13 protein-coding genes and 1 pseudogene are annotated in these 17,817 nt (G+C 56.8%); 4 read left to right on the top strand and 10 right to left on the bottom strand.

Annotated elements, in window-relative coordinates; all coding sequences use genetic code 11:
• Positions 1 to 9 precede the first annotated feature (9 nt).
• Positions 10 to 900 (bottom strand): 4-hydroxybenzoate octaprenyltransferase, encoded by an 891-nt coding sequence (gene ubiA, locus HBO23_RS04255; protein ID WP_017135807.1) that lies wholly within the window; start codon positions 898 to 900, stop codon positions 10 to 12.
• Positions 900 to 1,463: a chorismate lyase gene (locus HBO23_RS04260; RefSeq protein ID WP_170036676.1), complete on the bottom strand. Its 564-nt coding sequence runs from the start codon at positions 1,461 to 1,463 to the stop codon at positions 900 to 902. The genes ubiA and HBO23_RS04260 overlap by 1 nt, the downstream gene beginning before the upstream one ends.
• Before the next feature lie 195 nt (positions 1,464 to 1,658).
• Here HBO23_RS04260 and HBO23_RS04265 point away from each other — a divergent pair, with 195 nt between their 5' ends.
• The 4 genes from HBO23_RS04265 to HBO23_RS04280 all read left to right on the top strand — a co-directional run bounded on the left by HBO23_RS04265 (position 1,659) and on the right by HBO23_RS04280 (position 4,719).
• Positions 1,659 to 1,826, top strand: a complete 168-nt coding sequence (locus HBO23_RS04265; RefSeq protein ID WP_003213373.1) for a rubredoxin — start codon at positions 1,659 to 1,661, stop codon at positions 1,824 to 1,826.
• Between the two features lie 36 nt (positions 1,827 to 1,862).
• Entirely contained in the window at positions 1,863 to 3,011 is a 1,149-nt protein-coding gene (locus HBO23_RS04270; protein WP_017135809.1) for an FAD-dependent oxidoreductase, read from the top strand.
• Positions 3,012 to 3,202: 191 nt separating this feature from the next.
• Positions 3,203 to 3,478 (top strand): HU family DNA-binding protein, encoded by a 276-nt coding sequence (locus tag HBO23_RS04275; protein ID WP_003213368.1) that lies wholly within the window; start codon positions 3,203 to 3,205, stop codon positions 3,476 to 3,478.
• Positions 3,479 to 4,257: 779 nt separating this feature from the next.
• On the top strand, positions 4,258 to 4,719 hold the full coding sequence (locus tag HBO23_RS04280) for a type III secretion effector protein (protein WP_099550244.1): 462 nt from the start codon (positions 4,258 to 4,260) through the stop codon (positions 4,717 to 4,719).
• Between the two features lie 157 nt (positions 4,720 to 4,876).
• Here the strand turns inward: HBO23_RS04280 and HBO23_RS04285 are convergent.
• The 8 genes and pseudogenes from HBO23_RS04285 to HBO23_RS04320 form a co-directional block, all read right to left on the bottom strand.
• Positions 4,877 to 5,951 (bottom strand): annotated as a pseudogene (locus tag HBO23_RS04285) (type IV secretion protein Rhs); the annotation flags it as partial.
• Between the two features lie 28 nt (positions 5,952 to 5,979).
• Positions 5,980 to 6,549, bottom strand: a complete 570-nt coding sequence (locus HBO23_RS04290) for an Imm26 family immunity protein (protein WP_017134641.1) — start codon at positions 6,547 to 6,549, stop codon at positions 5,980 to 5,982.
• 13 nt (positions 6,550 to 6,562) lie between these two features.
• On the bottom strand, positions 6,563 to 10,951 hold the full coding sequence (locus tag HBO23_RS04295) for an RHS repeat-associated core domain-containing protein (protein WP_170036678.1): 4,389 nt from the start codon (positions 10,949 to 10,951) through the stop codon (positions 6,563 to 6,565).
• 5 nt (positions 10,952 to 10,956) lie between these two features.
• Positions 10,957 to 11,967, bottom strand: a complete 1,011-nt coding sequence (locus HBO23_RS04300; protein WP_170036680.1) for a hypothetical protein — start codon at positions 11,965 to 11,967, stop codon at positions 10,957 to 10,959.
• Positions 11,968 to 11,974: 7 nt separating this feature from the next.
• Positions 11,975 to 12,202, bottom strand: a complete 228-nt coding sequence (locus HBO23_RS04305) for a hypothetical protein (RefSeq protein ID WP_017135812.1) — start codon at positions 12,200 to 12,202, stop codon at positions 11,975 to 11,977.
• A 159-nt stretch (positions 12,203 to 12,361) separates the two neighbouring features.
• Entirely contained in the window at positions 12,362 to 13,027 is a 666-nt protein-coding gene (locus tag HBO23_RS04310) for a hypothetical protein (RefSeq protein WP_169988100.1), read from the bottom strand.
• Positions 13,024 to 17,355 carry an RHS repeat-associated core domain-containing protein gene (locus tag HBO23_RS04315; protein WP_170036682.1) on the bottom strand — a complete coding sequence of 1,444 codons (4,332 nt, stop codon included), beginning with the start codon at positions 17,353 to 17,355 and terminating at the stop codon, positions 13,024 to 13,026. The genes HBO23_RS04310 and HBO23_RS04315 overlap by 4 nt, the downstream gene beginning before the upstream one ends.
• A 12-nt stretch (positions 17,356 to 17,367) precedes the next feature.
• Positions 17,368 to 17,802, bottom strand: coding sequence for a DcrB-related protein (locus HBO23_RS04320; protein WP_017135816.1), 435 nt, complete (start codon positions 17,800 to 17,802; stop codon positions 17,368 to 17,370).
• Positions 17,803 to 17,817 lie beyond the last annotated feature (15 nt).

Consider the following 17,817-nt stretch of genomic DNA (forward strand, 5'->3'; position numbering starts at 1 on the left):
AGCACTGACTTACCGAAACCCGTAATCCGCCACAATCCCGACAAAAATCGCCAACCCCGCCCAGTGGTTATGCAAAAACGCCTTGAAGCATTTCATCCGATCCTTGTCCCGGGTGTACCAGAATTCCCAGGCAAAACAGCCCGCCGCCGCCAGCAACCCCAGATGGAACCAGCCACCCAGCTCGAACCGCTGCCCCGCCAATAGCAGGCACACCAGCGATAAACCTTGCAGGGTCAGAATGATCACGCGGTCCGCATCGCCGAACAGAATGGCGGTGGATTTCACCCCGATCTTCAAGTCGTCATCGCGGTCGGTCATCGCGTAATACGTGTCGTAGCCCACCGTCCACAGCAAGTTGGCGATGTACAGCAGCCACGCCGTGGCCGGCAAATGCCCGGTCTCGGCAGTGAATGCCATCGGCATGCCCCATGAAAACGCCGCGCCCAGCACCACTTGTGGGTAATAGGTGTAGCGCTTCATGAACGGGTAGCTCGCCGCCAGCGCCAGGCCGCCCAAGGACAGCAGGATGGTGGTCGCGTTGGTCAGCAGCACCAGCAGAAAACTGATGCCCATCAGCACCGCAAAAAACACCAAGGCCTCTTTGGAACTGATCTTGCCGCTCACCAGCGGCCGTTGCTCGGTGCGTTTCACATGGCCGTCGACCTTGCGGTCGGCCCAGTCATTGATCACGCAGCCGCCGGCGCGGGTCAGCACCACGCCCAGCACGAAAATCACGATATTGAGCAACGACGGCGAGCCCTTGCCCGCAATCCACAGCGCCCAAAGCGTCGGCCACAACAGCAGGTAAATGCCGATGGGTTTGTCCATGCGGGTCAACTGAATGAAATCCCACGCCCTGGGGTTCAGGCGGTTCAAGGACTTGAGCAGACGTTGATACATCAGCAGTTCTCCGGATGGTCATGCAGCGCATGCCAGAAGCTGGGCAGGAAAATTTCCGCGACCAGCACGCTCAACGGCCCGCGATCAAAGCGCGAGCGGCGCGCCCACAGGCCATCGGCCTGGTCGGCGCTCGGCAGCCATTGCCGTGGGTAATGGCATACCTTGATCGCCTGGCGAGTGAAGGCCTGATCGCAGAACAGCAACTCGCCCAGCGAACGGCTGCCCAATTCGTCCATGTGCAAGCCATCGCCCTGCAAGGCACTGCGCGCCGCCACGCTGCGGGCAAACACCCACGGTTGGCCATGCCCGCGCAAATACACCTCGCGTACCCAGCCGACCGTGGCCGGGGCCATACCCAACGCCGCACATTCATCCTCGCGCAGTGGCTGCCAGCCTTCGAACAGTGGCGTCACGCTGAAGCCGTCGTTGGAAAGCCACGTAAGCCGGCGCGTCAGCGAGCCTTCGTCGAACAGCCAGTTGAGGGTCAATGGCGCGGGCATTGGGCTCAGAAGGCTCTGGGTCAGCCATTGGCAAGCATCGGGACAGGCGATTGAGTGCGGCACGGTGAGTCAGTTTTGGCAGTAAAAGAGGCGGCGAGCTTACCATGGCGTCCTGAACTTTTGCCGGGCTGAACCGGCCGTTTGCGCCGAACATGCTTGCATCTGCCGGCCCCGATCAGTACAAAACGCCCTGAGCCGCACGGCAACGTTGGTCTATCGACCGTCGGCCAAGATGCCTGGACCCTGAGGAAGCAAGTAATGAAGAAGTGGCAATGTGTAGTCTGCGGCCTGATCTATGACGAAAAAGACGGCTGGCCGGATGACGGTATCGCACCGGGCACCCTGTGGCAGGACGTCCCGGAAGACTGGCTGTGCCCGGACTGCGGCGTGGGCAAAATGGATTTCGAAATGATCGAAATCGGCTAAACATCGGTTTAAGAAACGTACTACAAGGAGAAAGGAATGAACGCACCTGTCGTGATCATCGGCACAGGGCTGGCCGGTTACAACGTGGCCCGGGAATTTCGCAAGCTCGACAGCGAGACCCCGTTGCTGCTGATCACCGCGGATGACGGGCGCTCCTACTCCAAGCCCATGCTCTCCACCGGCTTTGGCAAGAACAAGGAAGCCGATGGCCTGAGCATGGCTGAGCCGGGCGCCATGGCCGAGCAACTCAAGGCCGAAGTGCGCACCCACACGCGCATCAGCGGCATCGACCCGGGCCACAAACGCCTGTGGATCGGCGAGGAAGCGGTAGCCTACCGCGACCTGATCCTGGCTTGGGGCGCAGAAGCCGTGCGCGTGCCGGTCGAAGGCGATGCGGCGGAACTGATTTTCCCGATCAATGACCTTGAAGATTACGCACGCTTCCGTGCCGCTGCTGCCGGTAAGCGCCGTGTGCTGCTGCTGGGCGCGGGCCTGATCGGCTGTGAATTCGCCAACGACCTGATACTTGGCGGCTATGAAATTGATCTGGTCGCACCCTGCGAGCAAGTCATGCCGACTCTGCTGCACCCAGCAGCGGCTGGCGCTGTGCAAGCCGGGCTGGAAGGCCTCGGCGCGCGGTTCCACTTGGGCCCGGTGCTCAACCGCTTGCAGCGCACGGCGGATGGCCTGGAAGCGCACCTGTCGGATGGTGAAGTGATCCACTGCGACCTGGTGGTCTCGGCCATCGGCCTGCGTCCGCGCGTGGACCTGGCTGCTGCCGCCGGCCTGCAGATCAACCGTGGAATCATGGTGGACCGCCACCTCAAGACCTCCCACGCCAACATCTACGCCCTGGGCGACTGCGCCGAGGTCGATGGCCTCAACCTGCTGTACGTGATGCCATTGATGAGCTGCGCCCGCGCCCTGGCCCAAACCCTTGCCGGCAACGCCACCGCCGTCAGCTATGGGCCGATGCCGATCACCGTCAAAACCCCGATCTGCCCTCTGGTGGTATCGCCGCCGCCACGCGGCACCGAAGGCGTGTGGAGCGTCGAAGGGCAGGGCGCCGACATCAAGGCCTTGTGCCGCGACGCCAGCGGCCGCCTGCTGGGTTATGCGCTGACCGGCAGCGCCGTCATGGAAAAACTTGCCCTTAACAAAGAACTTCCGCCATTGCTGGCGTAAATGCCGGTCGTTCTGTCGGAATCAGCACCTTCTTACCCCCAGAAAGGTCGCCGCGAGACTGGCGGAGCGTGCGAGGGCATGCCATCCTCACTCCCGTCTGCCGCAGAGTAGAGCCTGCGGCGCCTTGGGCGCTGCTCCACCAGAGAGCAGCACGGACATAACAACAAAAAACCGTCAAAGAGGCTTCACTTATGCGTAAACCAGAACTCGCAGCCGCTATTGCAGAAAAAGCAGACCTGACCAAAGAGCAGGCCAACCGCGTCCTTAACGCCGTTCTCGAAGAAATCACCGGCGCCCTGCACCGCAAGGACAGCGTCACCCTGGTGGGCTTCGGCACCTTCCTGCAACGCCACCGCGGCGCCCGCACCGGCAAAAACCCGCAAACCGGTGAGCCAGTGAAAATCAAGGCGAGCAACACCGTTGCATTCAAGCCGGGCAAGTCGCTCAAAGACAGCGTCAACCCGTAATAGCAGGACCGTCTGAAGGGAGGCGGGTTGGTAAGAAAATGGGCACGCCGACTGGGTTGGGTGCCCATTTTTGTTGGGCGTCGTTAAAGCGGGTGATGGCACCGGCACTTCAATGGCTCTAAAGGTGGGGGGCAAAGCAACGGGTCGTCTCGATGTTTTTTATAACTATTTAAATATTCAGATTCAGCGCAGTAGTCACGCGTACGGAGTTAGGCTGCTATTTGAATTGGAACGGTTTTGCTTTATGCAACCACGTATAGGCTGAGGTTGCAGGGAGCCCTCCTTAAGTCGATAACTTACTTGGAGAAAAAATGAAACTATCCAATCAAGCCTATGTTCCCCTCCTTCCGCCCCTGACTAACGTCGATGTGGCACAACCAAAACTACCGGTGCCACCAGGACTACTCGATCAGTCCTCCCAACCGACTAAACCGGGCGCGCATACATTAGATCCAAATGCTTACCCTGAAGGTACCGCTGAGGAGCATAGTAATAGAACGATCAGGGGTTTTAGGTTTCGCCCCAGAATACCTGCAACAAGGCCACTCAAACCGCCAAAACCGCTAGCGCCACCTAAACCACCTAGGCCCGCACCCTCGGCGAGTAGGCCAAGCAGTGTCGCGAATGCTGCCAATACCGCCAGGGCTGTTGGCGCTTTGCAGTTCCCTCCCATTGCCTCCTCACTGGCCACTCAGGCGCGAAACTCGTTCGTTGAGGCGGGTGTAAGTACCCTGATCAACCTTCCACTCAGCGTTGCCCAGCATGTAACGTCGAAAGCCATGACGGATAGAATTGACGCGCAATCGAAAATGCCCGGCGCAGAGAAAAAGAACGTAGACGGAACAAAGAGTACTGTAGATCCGTCCGCGACAGATCAACAAAAAATAGAAGCACGCCTGGAAGGTGCTGAAATAAAAACAGAGTTATTGGCCAACACCATTCTGTCCATCAACGAAGGGGCAGACGCTAACGCGGTAGGTAAAGACCCCGCGGCGTCAACCGACATCAATGCGCGATTGACCGGCCTTGAGAAGAGGATGGACACAATAGAGGGGCAGATGGAAGGCATCGCTGAACGATACGGACTTGTCTACTGCCCCTATTCCGAACCTGAATCTTCGCAAGCACCGACAGATAAGTCTCGTGTAGAGACTATTGAGCAGCGCTACAAGTATATGAATACAATGGTTAAAAAATTGAAAGCTGCCAAGGAAATCGATAAAGAGGATGATGCGGAATAAGATTTTTTAAGAAAGGGAGGAGGGGACAGATTTATTTAATTTTGCTGAGTTTAATAAAGTTGTCTCCTTTTCCGTTGTTGTTGCAGGGTAGGTGTTAGCGGAAAAGGGGACGCATTTATTTAAGAGCTAGAGTGAGATGAGAAATAAATCTGTCCCCATTTTTCCCCTCAACCAACCGACTTTCCGCGTCATACGCAAACCGCTGCACCCCTCGCTTGGCGCTGCGCTTCTCGACCATTCGCCCAAACGCGTCGTAGCGATAACGCTTGTCCTGAAACGTCAGCAGCTTGTTATGCACCACCAACCCGGCGCCTGCGTGCGGGCTATCCAGCAGGTTGGCGGCGGCGTCATAGGCAAAGGTTTCGCGCTGCCCATGCAGGCTGTCCTGGCTGGCGATGATGCGGCCGGTGGCGTCGTAATGCAGCAGTTGGCGATGTTGCGCGGCGGGTTGCTGGTCGAGTTTGCCGATCAGGTTGTCGGCGGGGTCATATTCGAACTGTTTTTGCGCTGTCGCCGGCATCAACGATGGCTGAGCCGCAAGACGCCGTTGGCGTGAGCGCAGGCGGCCGCTGCGGTCGTATTCGCTGCGGGTGCTGAGCTGGCCCTGGGTGCGCAGCACTTCGCGGTGCAGGCGGTCGCGCTCGAAATCGCTGATGACCTGGCCGTCGAGGTTGATCTGGTGCAGGTGGCCGAGTTCGTCGTAGTGATGTTGCAGGTTGCCACCGGCACTCTGTTCGGCAAGTAACTGGCCGAGGGCGTCGTAGGCGAAACCCAGCGCCTGGGCGTTGCCTTGCAGATCAGGTCACAGCCGTGAGCTGATCTACCGCATCGTAGCTGTAGTCGGTGCGGCCATCGTCGGTGGTTTTGGCGACCAGTCGGCCGACCGCATCACGCTCCAGCCGATGAACGATGGGCGCGGGTGGCGTCTCGGGCACCACCGCCAGTCCATTGCCATAAGGTGCAGGATGAGCAGTCACCGCGGTGATGTTGTCGAGCAAGTCATAGTTGTAGCGTTTGGCGCTGCCGTCGAAGTCTTGCTGCTCGGTCAGCCGATCCCCGACGTCCCATGCGAACCGAGAGCTCTCACCGTTCTCATTGACCAGCGCTTGCAGCCGCCCGTAGCTGTCGTAACCAAATTGCACCTGCCGCCCATGGGCATCGGTGCGCTGGCGTACCTGGCCACGCCGGTTGTGTTGGTAGAGCGTGGTGTGCCCGGCGGGGTCGGTATAGCCATAAAACCTGCCCTCTTTTCTCCCGTTTTTATTGGGCGGCGAATAATGCTTGTGCGCTGAGTGCGGCCTTATTTACTCGTTCTGAGGCGATGGTGCTATCAATGCGCAAGTCGGGGGGTAACTTCTCATAGTCCATCGGCTCAGCATCAGAGATCGCTCCACGTAAGTGTGCGATCACCCTGAAAATAATGTGATGCATGCGCCAGCAGATGGATGGCTCAATGTTGTTCAGCTGTTGCTCTGTAGCGGGCTTGCTGACACCGCCTACCCAGATTTCTGACTCGAACGCGAATTGAATTTCGTCATATCCAGAGGACTCTTTTTTGTAGTCCGGATCACTGAAAAGGATCTTCCATCGAGGAATTTCCGAGAAAAGCATGCTGCAGAAAATCGGTCGGAACAGACGTGTGGAGGTGTCTACCTCGCTCAATGACACGGGTATTTGCGTATAAAATTTCGCAAAAACCTCGATCAGATGCCCCAGCGCAGGGGGAATGAGCTCGATATAGCGGGCAATAACAAACCCAGTCTCATCTGAAGAATTGAGGGCCGGGATATAAAAAAGATCGCCCGGTTTAGGTGACTTCAGGGTTTTCATGCAATGGCCTCATTTATGTACAGGATTTGACTTTGCTTGGTTTGAGGCCCAGCGCCTTCGCCGCAACTTTATAGTTTTTATAGTGAGATTTTCCACGCGCATCAGTGCGGCCTTTATTAATGGGTTCAATGACGTTGCCTGGGAATTTGCCCTTCGTTTTATATTTCTCGCGATACGCTTGTTCATAGCCCTTGGCTTGAGTGTAAGTCATCTTGCCATCCTGGCCCTTCAACACTCTAAGCTCCCCTTTTCCGAGACGTGTGGACCTGTCGTGCTGTTTTTCACGTGCGGCGGGAAGTTGCTCTGTGTGACCAATGTAATACGGTGTTTTGGCATTGGGGGCGTAGAGTCCGTATACATAAAAACCAGGTTTGTTCAGCGGTGTTTGAACCCAGCCTAGTGGATCGCTCCAAGTAAAGGGATTTGCGCCGTACAAGTAGAGATTCAGGCCACCTTGCAACCCAATCGGATCCGGCGTCGTAAACCGTCCCATATCCGGATCATAAAACCTGAACGTATTAAAATGCAGCCCCGTCTCCCGGTCCAGATACTGCCCCTGAAACCTGAGGTTCTGCTCCTCAATGTAATAAGGCTCACGCACCTCTTCCAGCGTGTTGCCCCACACCCGATAAGTCGCCTGCCAGAGCATGTGGCCATCCATCTCTGTCAGCTGCTCCGGCAACCCATTCAGGTCGTTATGGTAGTAACGAATCTTCTGCAACGGCCCGGCACCGTCAACGCGAGCCAAGGGTTGGTAGCCTTCATCTTCATAGACGTACAGGCTTGTTTGACTGTGCTTATGCTCCTGCAATAACCGCAAGCCGTCCCAGGTAAACCGCGTTTCCCCCAGTGGATATCCATCACCGCCATGCTCGGTTTTTTCTATCCGACGGCCTAGCGGGTCATACACCATCCTGACCACGCTACCATCGTCATTACGCACCTCAACCAACCGGCTCTCAGCGTCATACGCAAACCGCTGCACCCCTCGCTTGGCGCTGCGCTTTTCAATCATCCGCCCAAACGCATCGTAGCGATAACGCTTGTCCTGATACGTCAGCAGCTTGTTATGCACCACCAACCCGGCACCCGCTTGCGGGCCATCCAGCAGGTTGGCGGCGGCGTCGTAGGCGAAGGTTTCGCGCTGCCCGTGCAGGCTGTCCTGGCTGGCGATGATGCGGCCGGTGGCGTCGTAGTGCAGCAGTTGGCGATGTTGCGCCGCGGGTTGTTGGTCGAGTTTGCCGATCAGGTTGTCGGCGGGGTCGTATTCGAACTGCTTTTGCGCCGCTGCGGGCATCAGCGTTGGCTGGCTGTTCAGGCGGCGCTGACGTGAGCGCAGGCGGCCGCTGCGGTCGTATTCGCTGCGGGTGCTGAGCTGGCCTTGGGTGCGCAGCACTTCGCGGTGCAGGCGGTCTCGCTCGAAATCGCTGATGACCTGGCCGTCGAGGTTGATCTGGTGCAGGTGGCCGCTGCCGTAGTACAGGCGGTTGAGCCAGCGGCCGTCCGGCAACTGGGTCTGGATCAGGTTGCCGAGTTCGTCGTAGTGATGTTGCAGGTTGCCACCGGCACTCTGTTCGGCAAGTAACTGGCCGAGGGCGTCGTAGGCGAAACCCAGCGCCTGGGCGTTGCCTTGCAGATCAGTGAAGGTCACAGCCGTGAGCTGATCTACCGCATCGTAGCGGTAGTCGGTGCGGCCATCGTCGGTGGTTTTGGCGACCAGTCGGCCAACTGCATCACGCTCAAGCCGGTGAACGATGGGCGCCGGTGGCGTCTCGGGCACCACCGCCAGTCCATTGCCATAAGGTGCGGCAAGCGCAGTCACCGTCGTGATGTTGTCGAGCAAGTCGTAGTCGTAGCGTTTGGCGCTGCCGTCGAGGTCTTGCTGCTCGGTCAGCCGGTCACCGGCGTCCCACGCAAACCGATAGCTTTCACCGTTCTCATTGACCAGCGCTTGCAGCCGCCCGTAGCTGTCGTAACCAAATTGCACCTGCCGCCCATGGGCGTCGGTGCGCTGGCGTACCTGGCCTCGCCGGTTGTGTTGATAGAGTGTGGTGTGCCCGGCGGGATCGGTGTAGCCCACCAACTGCCCGCTGGCGTCGCGCTGATACTGCTCGGTGCGCCCATCCGGTAATTGGCTGCTGAGCAAACGCCCCTGGGCGTCGTAGCTGAACTGCGTGCGTTCACCCAAGGCATCAGTGATGACCTGCAAATAGCCACGGTCGTCGTAGCTGAAACGCGTCGGGTAGCCCGAGCAGTCGATATGCTCGACCAACTGCCCAAACGGATTCCAGCGCAGTTGTTTGCTTTTGCCAGTGGCATCAATGATTTCTACTGGCTGGCCGTGGGCGTCATAGCGGTAACGGGTGATATAGCCCAGCGGATCGGTCTCGGCGATGCAATTGCCGCGAGGGTCGTAGCGATACTGCCAACTGTTGTCGGCGGCGTCGGTTTCCACCAGCGGTAAAGCCCAATGCTCCAGCCACAAGGTCGAATCACTGCGGCCCAGCGGGTCGGTTTCGCCAATTACGTTACCGCTATCATCGTAGCTGTACTCATAGCGCCCACCCAGCGGGTCAGTCGCGCTGAGCAACTGACGTTCGTCGTTCCATTCGAACAGCCAGGTTTGGCCGAGGTTGTCGCTGTATTGAGTGATCTGGTGCTGAGTGTTCCAGTGCCGCGTGCTCACGCGCTGCAGGCCATCGGTGATGCGCGTTAAGCCAGCCTGCAGGTCATAGTCGAACTGGTAAGCATCGCCCTCATCGGTCCAATGCCGAACCACGCGCCATTCCAGGCCTTCGATCAACGCCCACTCATAGAAACAGCGCAATCCGGTGGGTAATTGATGCTCCACCATTCGGCGCCCGGCATCGTAGGCAAAACGCCGCTGCACTTGATCGGTTGCATCACGCACTTGCACCAGATTGCCCGCCGCGTCGTAGCCATAGCTCACCAGCACTTCGCGACGTTGATCCGGGTACAGGCGTTCGATGCGGCTCAGATAGCCCTGATCGCGGATCAGCTCAACCTGTACCAGATCGAACGTGTCGCGCAGACGCACCAAACGTCCGGCTTCGTCATAGTCGATATAGATACGGTTGTCGTTACGATCACCCAGTTGGCTCAGGTGCAGTCGTGCCGAGTTTGCGGGGGCCGGCTCGAACAAACGATACATGCCGTCGTCGCTTTCGATCAGCAATTGCCCATTCAGGTGTCGCCGCACCGCAAGCCCTTCGCCCGGGCTGAACACTGCGCCGCCCAACGGAATGGCGCCCATGTCGATGGGCCGGCCCTGCTCGTCGGTATACACGAGCGTTTCTCCGCCTTCGGGATGCGGCCGAATGTCGACGCACACCTCGTAGGGCACGCTCCAGCCGACGCCAAACAGGCTGCCCTGGCGTTCATCACGGCTGTTGTAGAAGCGCTGCCAGTCAATCGGGAGGATACCCGGCAGCACGAAATCCAGGTCGTCGACGTCGCCCAATACCTTCGCACCCGTCGCGGCATGCACCGGGTTCGACGAGCCCATCGCGGCGTTGGCCGCAGCGCCCATCGCGCTGCTGATGGCCATCGAAGTGGCGCCGCTGACCAACATGCACGGCAACTTGCTGAAGAACTTGCCCTTGCCACCCTTTAGCATCAACAACGCCGTAACCGCCAACCCGACGCCAGGCGTCTTGCCGCTGCGAATCTCACGCACCACCACCGAACCGCCACCAATGGTCACGTTGGAGGAAATCAGCCCGGACGACACCACCGTCGCATCGCAGGTACTGCGATCACCACTGCGCACGGCGGGTTGGCCGTTGACCGTGACTTTTTCCGACCCCTCGGCCAGAAACTGCGGCGGCATGGGCGGGTGCTTCATACACACCACCAGGTCCAACGGCTTGGGCACAGCGCCTGGCGCAGGTGTGGCAACGGTAGGGCGCCACATCTGCGAGAAGAACCCCTCGGCCATGTCCAGGAAGCTGGGTTCCGGTGCGGGCGGGGGGGCTTCCAGCTCGGTACCGGCCGGTTCGACATGGGAGCTGATTGCTCCCGCAGCGCGGGCGGCTGGCATCTTGTTGGTCAGGGTATTGGTGGAGCCGGTGAGAATGTTCGCCTGCACCGTGGGCGGAAACAGGGCGTTGCTAAAAGCGTCGCATAAATGGGTCAGCCCTTTGTCTGCTCCGCTCTTGCTCATCAGCAGGCCGACAATCGTGCCCACCACCGCGCCGAGCAGGATGCACCCAAGCCCGCCTGTGGCGACGGTGATACCGGTGACCGCCACCACGGCAACCGTCGCCGCAGCCGTGATCGCGATATTGGCCGCCACCTCCAGCACACCGCCGAGGATGTCCGCCATCATCGAAGTGTGGGAGAGCGCATCGCCCATCCGGGCTGCCCATAACGCGTCAGACATATAGGTTAAAGACTGTACAAAATATTGTAGAAGGAGGTTTGCTTATCGTTTATCAGTGACAGATCGTGGCCTGTTGGAATCTTTTCAAATTGCACTTTAGTAACGGCCATTCGACGCTTGATCACGGCTTCCAGCAGTTTGCCGAATAGCGCATCATCATCGACGAATTTTTTTAGCTTCAGAATCTCTCGTGGGCGGGTTCGCAGGATATAAAAAGCATAATTCATCAAAATAATACTGGAAACGAAAAGGTTTTCGGTTGATTGAAGTGGGTTGACGGTATCGACCAAGGCTTCAAAAGCCTGCTGCCTGTGGTGGGTATAGGTATACAGGAACACGTCGGGATACATGAGCTCGCTATAACGATCATTAAAATTCAAGCGATAATTTTTATTGTCCGGCGTAACCAATAGTTTAACGATGTTTGTCTGGAACGTTTTCAAGGTGCTCAGCAGTGCATGTTCTTTTCTGGTGTCTGCTTTAATCGTCTTGTATATCACGTTAATCAGGTCCAGCAGTGCTATAGATCCAAAAGCCTCGGTCACCATCAGCAGCTGGTTATCCTTGATACTGAACCTGCGATATACCTCGTCATCAATGCTCAATTCAAAAAGCAGGAACGTGAGCATGTGGTTCCTGAACGCCGCGTCCTCATCGATAGGGCTATTTTTTAGACTGATCAGTTGGATCAGATAGAAGAAAATAAAATAGTCTTTATTAGTGCGTTGACGATTGTCGATGTCCAACAAATGACCAAAGCGAGACAGGACGAGTAGAAGGGCATAGCAGTCCGCCTCCGTAAATCCCTGTTTCGACATGGCTTTTTCAAAAGCGCTCGCGGAAAAAAGATCGTGCCAACGGCTCACATAAAGCGTTGTTCCATTGCTTTTCTTGGCGGCAGCGGAGAGTAATAAAGGTTCGTCTTCCTGATAAAAAATAACGCCCAGTGACTGAGGAACTGGCCGGATGTTCAGGAAACTTTCAAGCTTGTATGAAATGAGATTGAAGAGATCCATTTTGTCGTTATCCGCAGGTCTTCCACTTTCCGTTCGCCCCTTTTTTCTCGACGCGAAAAGAGGTGATGGTTTTGTTGAATTTGTCGAGTATCCGAAAACCTACACCTTTTGCCTTGGGCTCATTGGTCTTGGAGAGTACGCCATCTTTGAGGCCCGTCTCTTTATAGTCAACGGTAGAAATGTCCTTATGGTCGTTGAGCATGCTCACCCCTTCGTTATTGACGGTCGCTACCACGCGGTACTCTTCACGGCGAAAAAGGGGATGAATTATGATGCTTGAACGAGCCGGAAATAATCTGTCCCCATACTTTTTATTGGGCGAATATCGGTGTGTGCTGACGCTTTAATGCTTGATCGAACTCTGAGTTAAACATGATGTTGCGGACTACGTGCGTCATAGCTTATCGAGGCTGGCAGCGGTGGTGGTGTAAAACGGCATGCCTGACTTGTCGATGACTTTTATTCTTCCGTTTTCTTCCTTGATATCCTTTAGGTAAGGAAGGAAGACCACTTCATCGGGAGCTGTTCGCAAGATCTCTTTGTCGAGCACACAGGTGTTGCTCTTCAAAACTTTAAAACTCAATAAGAAAAAATCGATTGTCAGGCGGCATTCAAGTACGCAGGTACACGCAGGGTTTTTTATTTTTTTACTCTTGAAAACCCACTCGTTTTTAAAGTGGTTACGGCGAAACTCATCAAGGGTGTCTTTGAATAGGGCGACAGGAAGCGCTATGTGCTTTATCGCTTTTGCCAACCCATTCAACAGCAGGCTTATAAAAAACTCATTGAGTTCGTCGGACGTTACGCAGTTTTTATAGGCGACCTCGTCCATAGTCACCGGCACAATGAGTGCGCTGCTGGAGTTCACGTAGACCTCCTGCGTAGTTTGTCTGGTTCCGACAAAACAAATTTTTTTGAAGCCCACCGCCTCGAATTTTTGGGCGCTCAAATGGCGTTCCAGGAAATTGCAGACAGACCGGCTTTGATCGCGGAACGGATGAATGATCTCGTCGCTGTATTCGGTCAAGTCCGGGTACAGATACACTTCTTTTAAAATCATGGCCTTGAATGCCTCGCTGGGTCTAATTCCTGCCTGCGGCGGTTCGCATTTCGTTGCTCCCAACGCTCGATTTTCCACCGAGCGCCGGGGCCAGCCGGCACCTTTTTGATTACTCTGGACTCATACCGTCCCGTATTACCCGGTTCTGCGTTCCAGTCTCTAACCTGTTTTTCGGCTCGCGCCGATTTTCCATTTTTCTTTATTCTGCCGCCACTCACACCGGTCTTCGCAACTTTTCCGGTGCGCGTGTCTACGACTTCATAGCCGTGTTGTGCCTTGCGGCTTTTTCTCGAGTTGCCGTGGCATGACCAGCCCCAAGGATCTATCCACCCTAAAGGGTTGGGAGCGTATTGGTAAAGGTTGATTCCCCCCAATAGCTCGATGGGGTCTGGTGTGGTGAATCGCCCAATATCCGGATCATAGAAACGAAAGGTATTGAAGTGCAGGCCTGTCTCGCGATCCAAATATTGGCCCTGGAATCGCAGATTCTGCTCTTCGATGTAGTGAGGCTCACGAACCTCTTCAATGGTATTGCCCCAAACCCGATAACGAGCATGCCAGACGATATTACCCGTGGCATCCGATAGTTGTTCGGGCAGTCCGTTCTGATCATTGTGGTAATACCGAATTTTCTGTTGGGCACCCACACCATCCACACGTGAAAGCGGCTCATGGCTGTCTGTTCCATAGAGGTACAGGCTGTTCAGACTGTTCTTTTGCTCTTGAAGCAGCCGCAATCCGTCCCAGATGAAATAGGTCTCGCCTAGTGGAAACCCTCGGATGTCATGTTCAGTTTTTAGTGTCCTTCGACCGAGGGGGTCGTAGCACATTTTGACGACAGTTTCTTGAACTCCGTTGATGTTGTGAACTTCAATCAAACGATGCTCTGCATCATAAAAGAAGCGTTGCACTCGATGACTACCGGTACGCTTCTCTACCATTCGACCGAAGGCATCGTAGCGATATCGTTTGTCCTGATAGGTCAGTAGTTTGTTATGTACCACCAGCCCTGCACCGGGCTGGGGACCGTCCAGCAAGTTGGCGGCAGCGTCGTAGGCAAACGTTTCGCTCAGCCCCTGAAGGTTGTCTTGGTTGGCGACAATACGTCCCGTCGCATCGTAGTGGAGCAATTGTTGACGACTGGCAACCGGCGTACGGTCAATGCGGGTGATCAGATTGTCGTTGGCGTCGTAATTGAACTGCTTCTGTATTCTGGGCGGTAGCAGTGTTGGCTGGTCGGCATTGCGCAGTATGCGCGAACGCAGGCGCCCACCACGGTCATACTCGCTCCGCGTAGTAATGTGTCCCTGAGTACGCAGAACCTCACGATGCAGCCGGTCCCGCTCGAAATCACTGATCAACTGACCATCGAGGTTCAGTTGGTGCAGATGACCACTTCCGTAGTAGAGACGGTTGATATGGCGCCCATCGGGCAATTGCGTTTGTATCAGGTTACCCAGTTCGTCGTAGTGATGACGCAGGCTGCCTGCTGAGCTTTGTTCTTCCAGCAATTGGCCGACAGCATCGTAAGTAAATGACAGGCTTTGCTCGCAGCCTCGGGTATCTGTGAATGTGGCAACGGTAAGTTGGTTGACGCTGTCGTAGGTGTAGTCGGTTCGACCATCGGCCGTTACTTTTCGGATCAATCGGCCAGCGGCGTCCCGTTCCAAATGATGAGTGATGGGATCTATTGGTGTATCGGGTACAAGTGCCAGTCCAGAACCATAGGGGGCGGGTATATGGGACTCGAGAATGGCATTGCCTAATCCGTCGTAGGCATAGCGTCGGGCGCTGCCATCCAGGTCTTGTTGCTCGACGATTCGGTCGACCGCATCCCAGATAAATCGATACTGTTCACCATTTTCATTGGTCAGTGCCTGGAGACGACCATAGGCATCATAGTTAAATTGAACGTGGCGTCCGTGGGCGTCGATGCGTTGGCGAACTTGCCCACGTCCATCGTATTGATAGGCGGTGGTGTGGCCGGCCGCATCGATGTGTTGGGTGAGCTGGCCACTTGTGTCACGCAGGTATTCTTCAACGCGACCATCTGGCAGCTGATAATGCAGCAGACGCCCGCGAGCGTCATGCAGGTAAGTCGTGCGCTCGCCGAGCGCATCGGTGATGGTCTGTAAATAACCGCGATGGTCGTAGTTGAACTTTGTTGAGTAACCTGAGCAGTCGATATGCTCTGACAGCTGCCCGTATTTATTCCAACGCAAGGTGTTGCTTTTACCTGCGGGGTCGACAATCTCTACGATCTGGCCACCAGCGTTATAACGGTAGCGAGTGACGAGACCCAGCGGGTCTGTTTCGCGGACACAATTGCCGCTGGCGTTATATTCGTATTGCCAACTGCTGCCGGCACTATCGGTTTCAACCAGTGGAAGAGACCAATGTTCCAGCCATAAAACGGATTCAATACGGCCCAAGGGGTCACTGGATGTACTGAGGTTACCGCTCTCATCGTAGCTGTACTCATAGCGCCCACCCAGAGGATCAGTCGCGCTGAGCAACTGACGTTCGTCATTCCACTCGAACAGCCAGGTCTGGCCAAGGTTGTCGCTGTACTGAATGATCTGATGCTGAGTGTTCCAGTACCGCGTACTCACGCGCTGCAGGCCGTCGGTGATGCGCGTGAGGCCAGCCTGCAGGTCATAGTCGAACTGGTAAGCGTCGCCCTCATCGGTCCAATGCCGAACCACGCGCCATTCCAGGCCTTCGATCAACGCCCACTCATAGAAACAGCGCAATCCGGTGGGTAATTGATGCTCCACCATTCGGCGCCCGGCATCGTAGGCAAAACGCCGCTGCACTTGATCGGTTGCATCACGCACTTGCGCGAGATTGCCTGCCGCGTCGTAGCCATAGCTCACCAGCACTTCGCGACGTTGTTCCGGGTACAGGCGTTCAATGCGGTTCACATGGCCCTGATCACGGATCAGCTCAACCTGCACCAGATCGAACGTATCGCGCAGACGCACCAGGCGCCCCGCTTCGTCATAGTCGATATAGATACGGTTGTCGTTACGATCACCCAGTTGGCTCAGACGCAGTTGCGACGGGTTCGCTGGCGCAGCTTCGAACAAGCGGTACATGCCGTCGTCGCTTTCGATCAGCAACTGCCCATTGAGGTGTCGTCGCACCGCAAGCCCTTCACCGGCGCTGAACACTGCGCCGCCCAAGGGAATGGTGCCCATGTCGATGGGCCGGCCCTGCTCGTCGGTATAGACCAGCGTTTCGCCGCCCTCGGGATGCGGCTGAATGTCGACGCATACTTCGTAGGGCACGCTCCAACCGACGCCAAACAGGCTGCCCTGGCGTTCATCACGGCTGTTGTAGAAGCGCTGCCAGTCGATAGGCAGAATGCCGGGCAGCACAAAATCCAGGTCGTCGACACCGCCCAGTACCTTCGCGCCCGTCGCGGCATGCACCGGGTTCGACGAGCCCATCGCGGCGTTGGCCGCAGCGTCCATCGCGCTGCTGATGGCCATCGACGTCGCGCCGCTGACCAACATGCATGGCAACTTGCTGAAGAACTTGCCCTTGCCACCCTTGAGCATCAACAGCGCTGTAACCGCCAACCCGACGCCAGGCGTCTTGCCGCTGCGAATCTCACGCACCACCACCGAACCGCCACCAATGGTCACGTTGGAGGAAATCAGCCCGGACGACACCACCGTCGCATCGCAGGTACTGCGATCACCACTGCGCACGGCGGGTTGGCCGTTGATCGTGACCTTATCCGAGCCTTCGGCCAGAAACTGCGGCGGCATGGGCGGGTGCTTCATGCACACCACCAGGTCCAGCGGCTTGGGCACGGCACCCGGCGCAGGTGTGGCGACGGTAGGGCGCCACATCTGCGAAAAGAAACCTGCGGCCATGTCCAGATAACTGGCTTCGGGTTCCGGTTCGGGCGCTTCCAGCTCGGTACCGGCCGGTGTGACATGGGAACTGATCGCCCCGGCCGCACGAGCCGCAGGCATGTTATTGGTCAGGGTGTCGGTGGAACCGGTGAGAATGTTCGCCTGCACCGTGGGCGGAAACAGGGCGTTACTGAAGGCATCGCATATCTTGGTCAGCCCTTTGTCCGCGCCACTTTTGCTCATGGCCAGGCCAACAATCGTGCCCACCACCGCACCCAGCAGGAAGCAGCCGAGGCCACCGGTGACCACGGTAATGCCGGTGGCCGCAACCACGGCCGCCGTCGCCACCGCCGTGATCGCGATATTGGCCGCCACTTCCAGCACACCGCCGAGGATGTCCGCCATCATCGAGGTGTGGGAAAGCGCATCGCCCATCCGGGCTGCCCATAACGCGTCAGACATGCAGGCGGCTCATCAAGAAATAGCGTCGAACGACAACGAGTTTTTGATCAATGCCCAGTGCGCAGCCTCGGCATCGCCTAGCTTTTCGGCCTTCACATAACTCAAGGCGAGCATCTTGCGCGTACCCGGCAACACCAGCGCCAGCTGATACTGGAACACCTTGTCATTGCCCTTGTTGAACTGGCTGCGCAACTCGATACCTTCCACCTCTTGAGCGGCGCCCAGGCTCACGGTAACGCTGGGTTGGCAGCGCAAATCCTGCACCTGTTTTTCCAGGCGCTTGAGTTGGTCGTCGAAGTTGCTGTGCAACGTTTCGCCTTCGGCCAGCAAGCTGCGGCTGACGATCAAAGAAGTGCCCAGCTCGGGAAACTTGAGAATATTGATCGTCGCGTCCTGCAACTCTGCGGCCGGCAGCTGGAACTGAAATTCGTTGATTCGGTACGTCATGGCAAACAGGTCTCG

Origin of the sequence: Pseudomonas sp. WS 5532 (assembly GCF_012985445.1) — a bacterium.
Taxonomy (GTDB): domain Bacteria; phylum Pseudomonadota; class Gammaproteobacteria; order Pseudomonadales; family Pseudomonadaceae; genus Aquipseudomonas; species Aquipseudomonas edaphica.

What these genes read in the sequence shown, in the direction of transcription:
- ubiA (WP_017135807.1), bottom strand. Translation starts at nt 900, where the DNA reads ATGTATCAACGTCTGCTCAAGTCCTTGAACCGCCTGAACCCCAGGGCG.
- HBO23_RS04265 (WP_003213373.1), top strand. Translation starts at nt 1,659, where the DNA reads ATGAAGAAGTGGCAATGTGTAGTCTGCGGCCTGATCTATGACGAAAAA.
- HBO23_RS04270 (WP_017135809.1), top strand. Translation starts at nt 1,863, where the DNA reads ATGAACGCACCTGTCGTGATCATCGGCACAGGGCTGGCCGGTTACAAC.
- HBO23_RS04275 (WP_003213368.1), top strand. Translation starts at nt 3,203, where the DNA reads ATGCGTAAACCAGAACTCGCAGCCGCTATTGCAGAAAAAGCAGACCTG.
- HBO23_RS04280 (WP_099550244.1), top strand. Translation starts at nt 4,258, where the DNA reads ATGACGGATAGAATTGACGCGCAATCGAAAATGCCCGGCGCAGAGAAA.
- HBO23_RS04290 (WP_017134641.1), bottom strand. Translation starts at nt 6,549, where the DNA reads ATGAAAACCCTGAAGTCACCTAAACCGGGCGATCTTTTTTATATCCCG.
- HBO23_RS04295 (WP_170036678.1), bottom strand. Translation starts at nt 10,951, where the DNA reads ATGTCTGACGCGTTATGGGCAGCCCGGATGGGCGATGCGCTCTCCCAC.
- HBO23_RS04300 (WP_170036680.1), bottom strand. Translation starts at nt 11,967, where the DNA reads ATGGATCTCTTCAATCTCATTTCATACAAGCTTGAAAGTTTCCTGAAC.
- HBO23_RS04310 (WP_169988100.1), bottom strand. Translation starts at nt 13,027, where the DNA reads ATGATTTTAAAAGAAGTGTATCTGTACCCGGACTTGACCGAATACAGC.
- HBO23_RS04315 (WP_170036682.1), bottom strand. Translation starts at nt 17,355, where the DNA reads ATGTCTGACGCGTTATGGGCAGCCCGGATGGGCGATGCGCTTTCCCAC.
- HBO23_RS04320 (WP_017135816.1), bottom strand. Translation starts at nt 17,802, where the DNA reads ATGACGTACCGAATCAACGAATTTCAGTTCCAGCTGCCGGCCGCAGAG.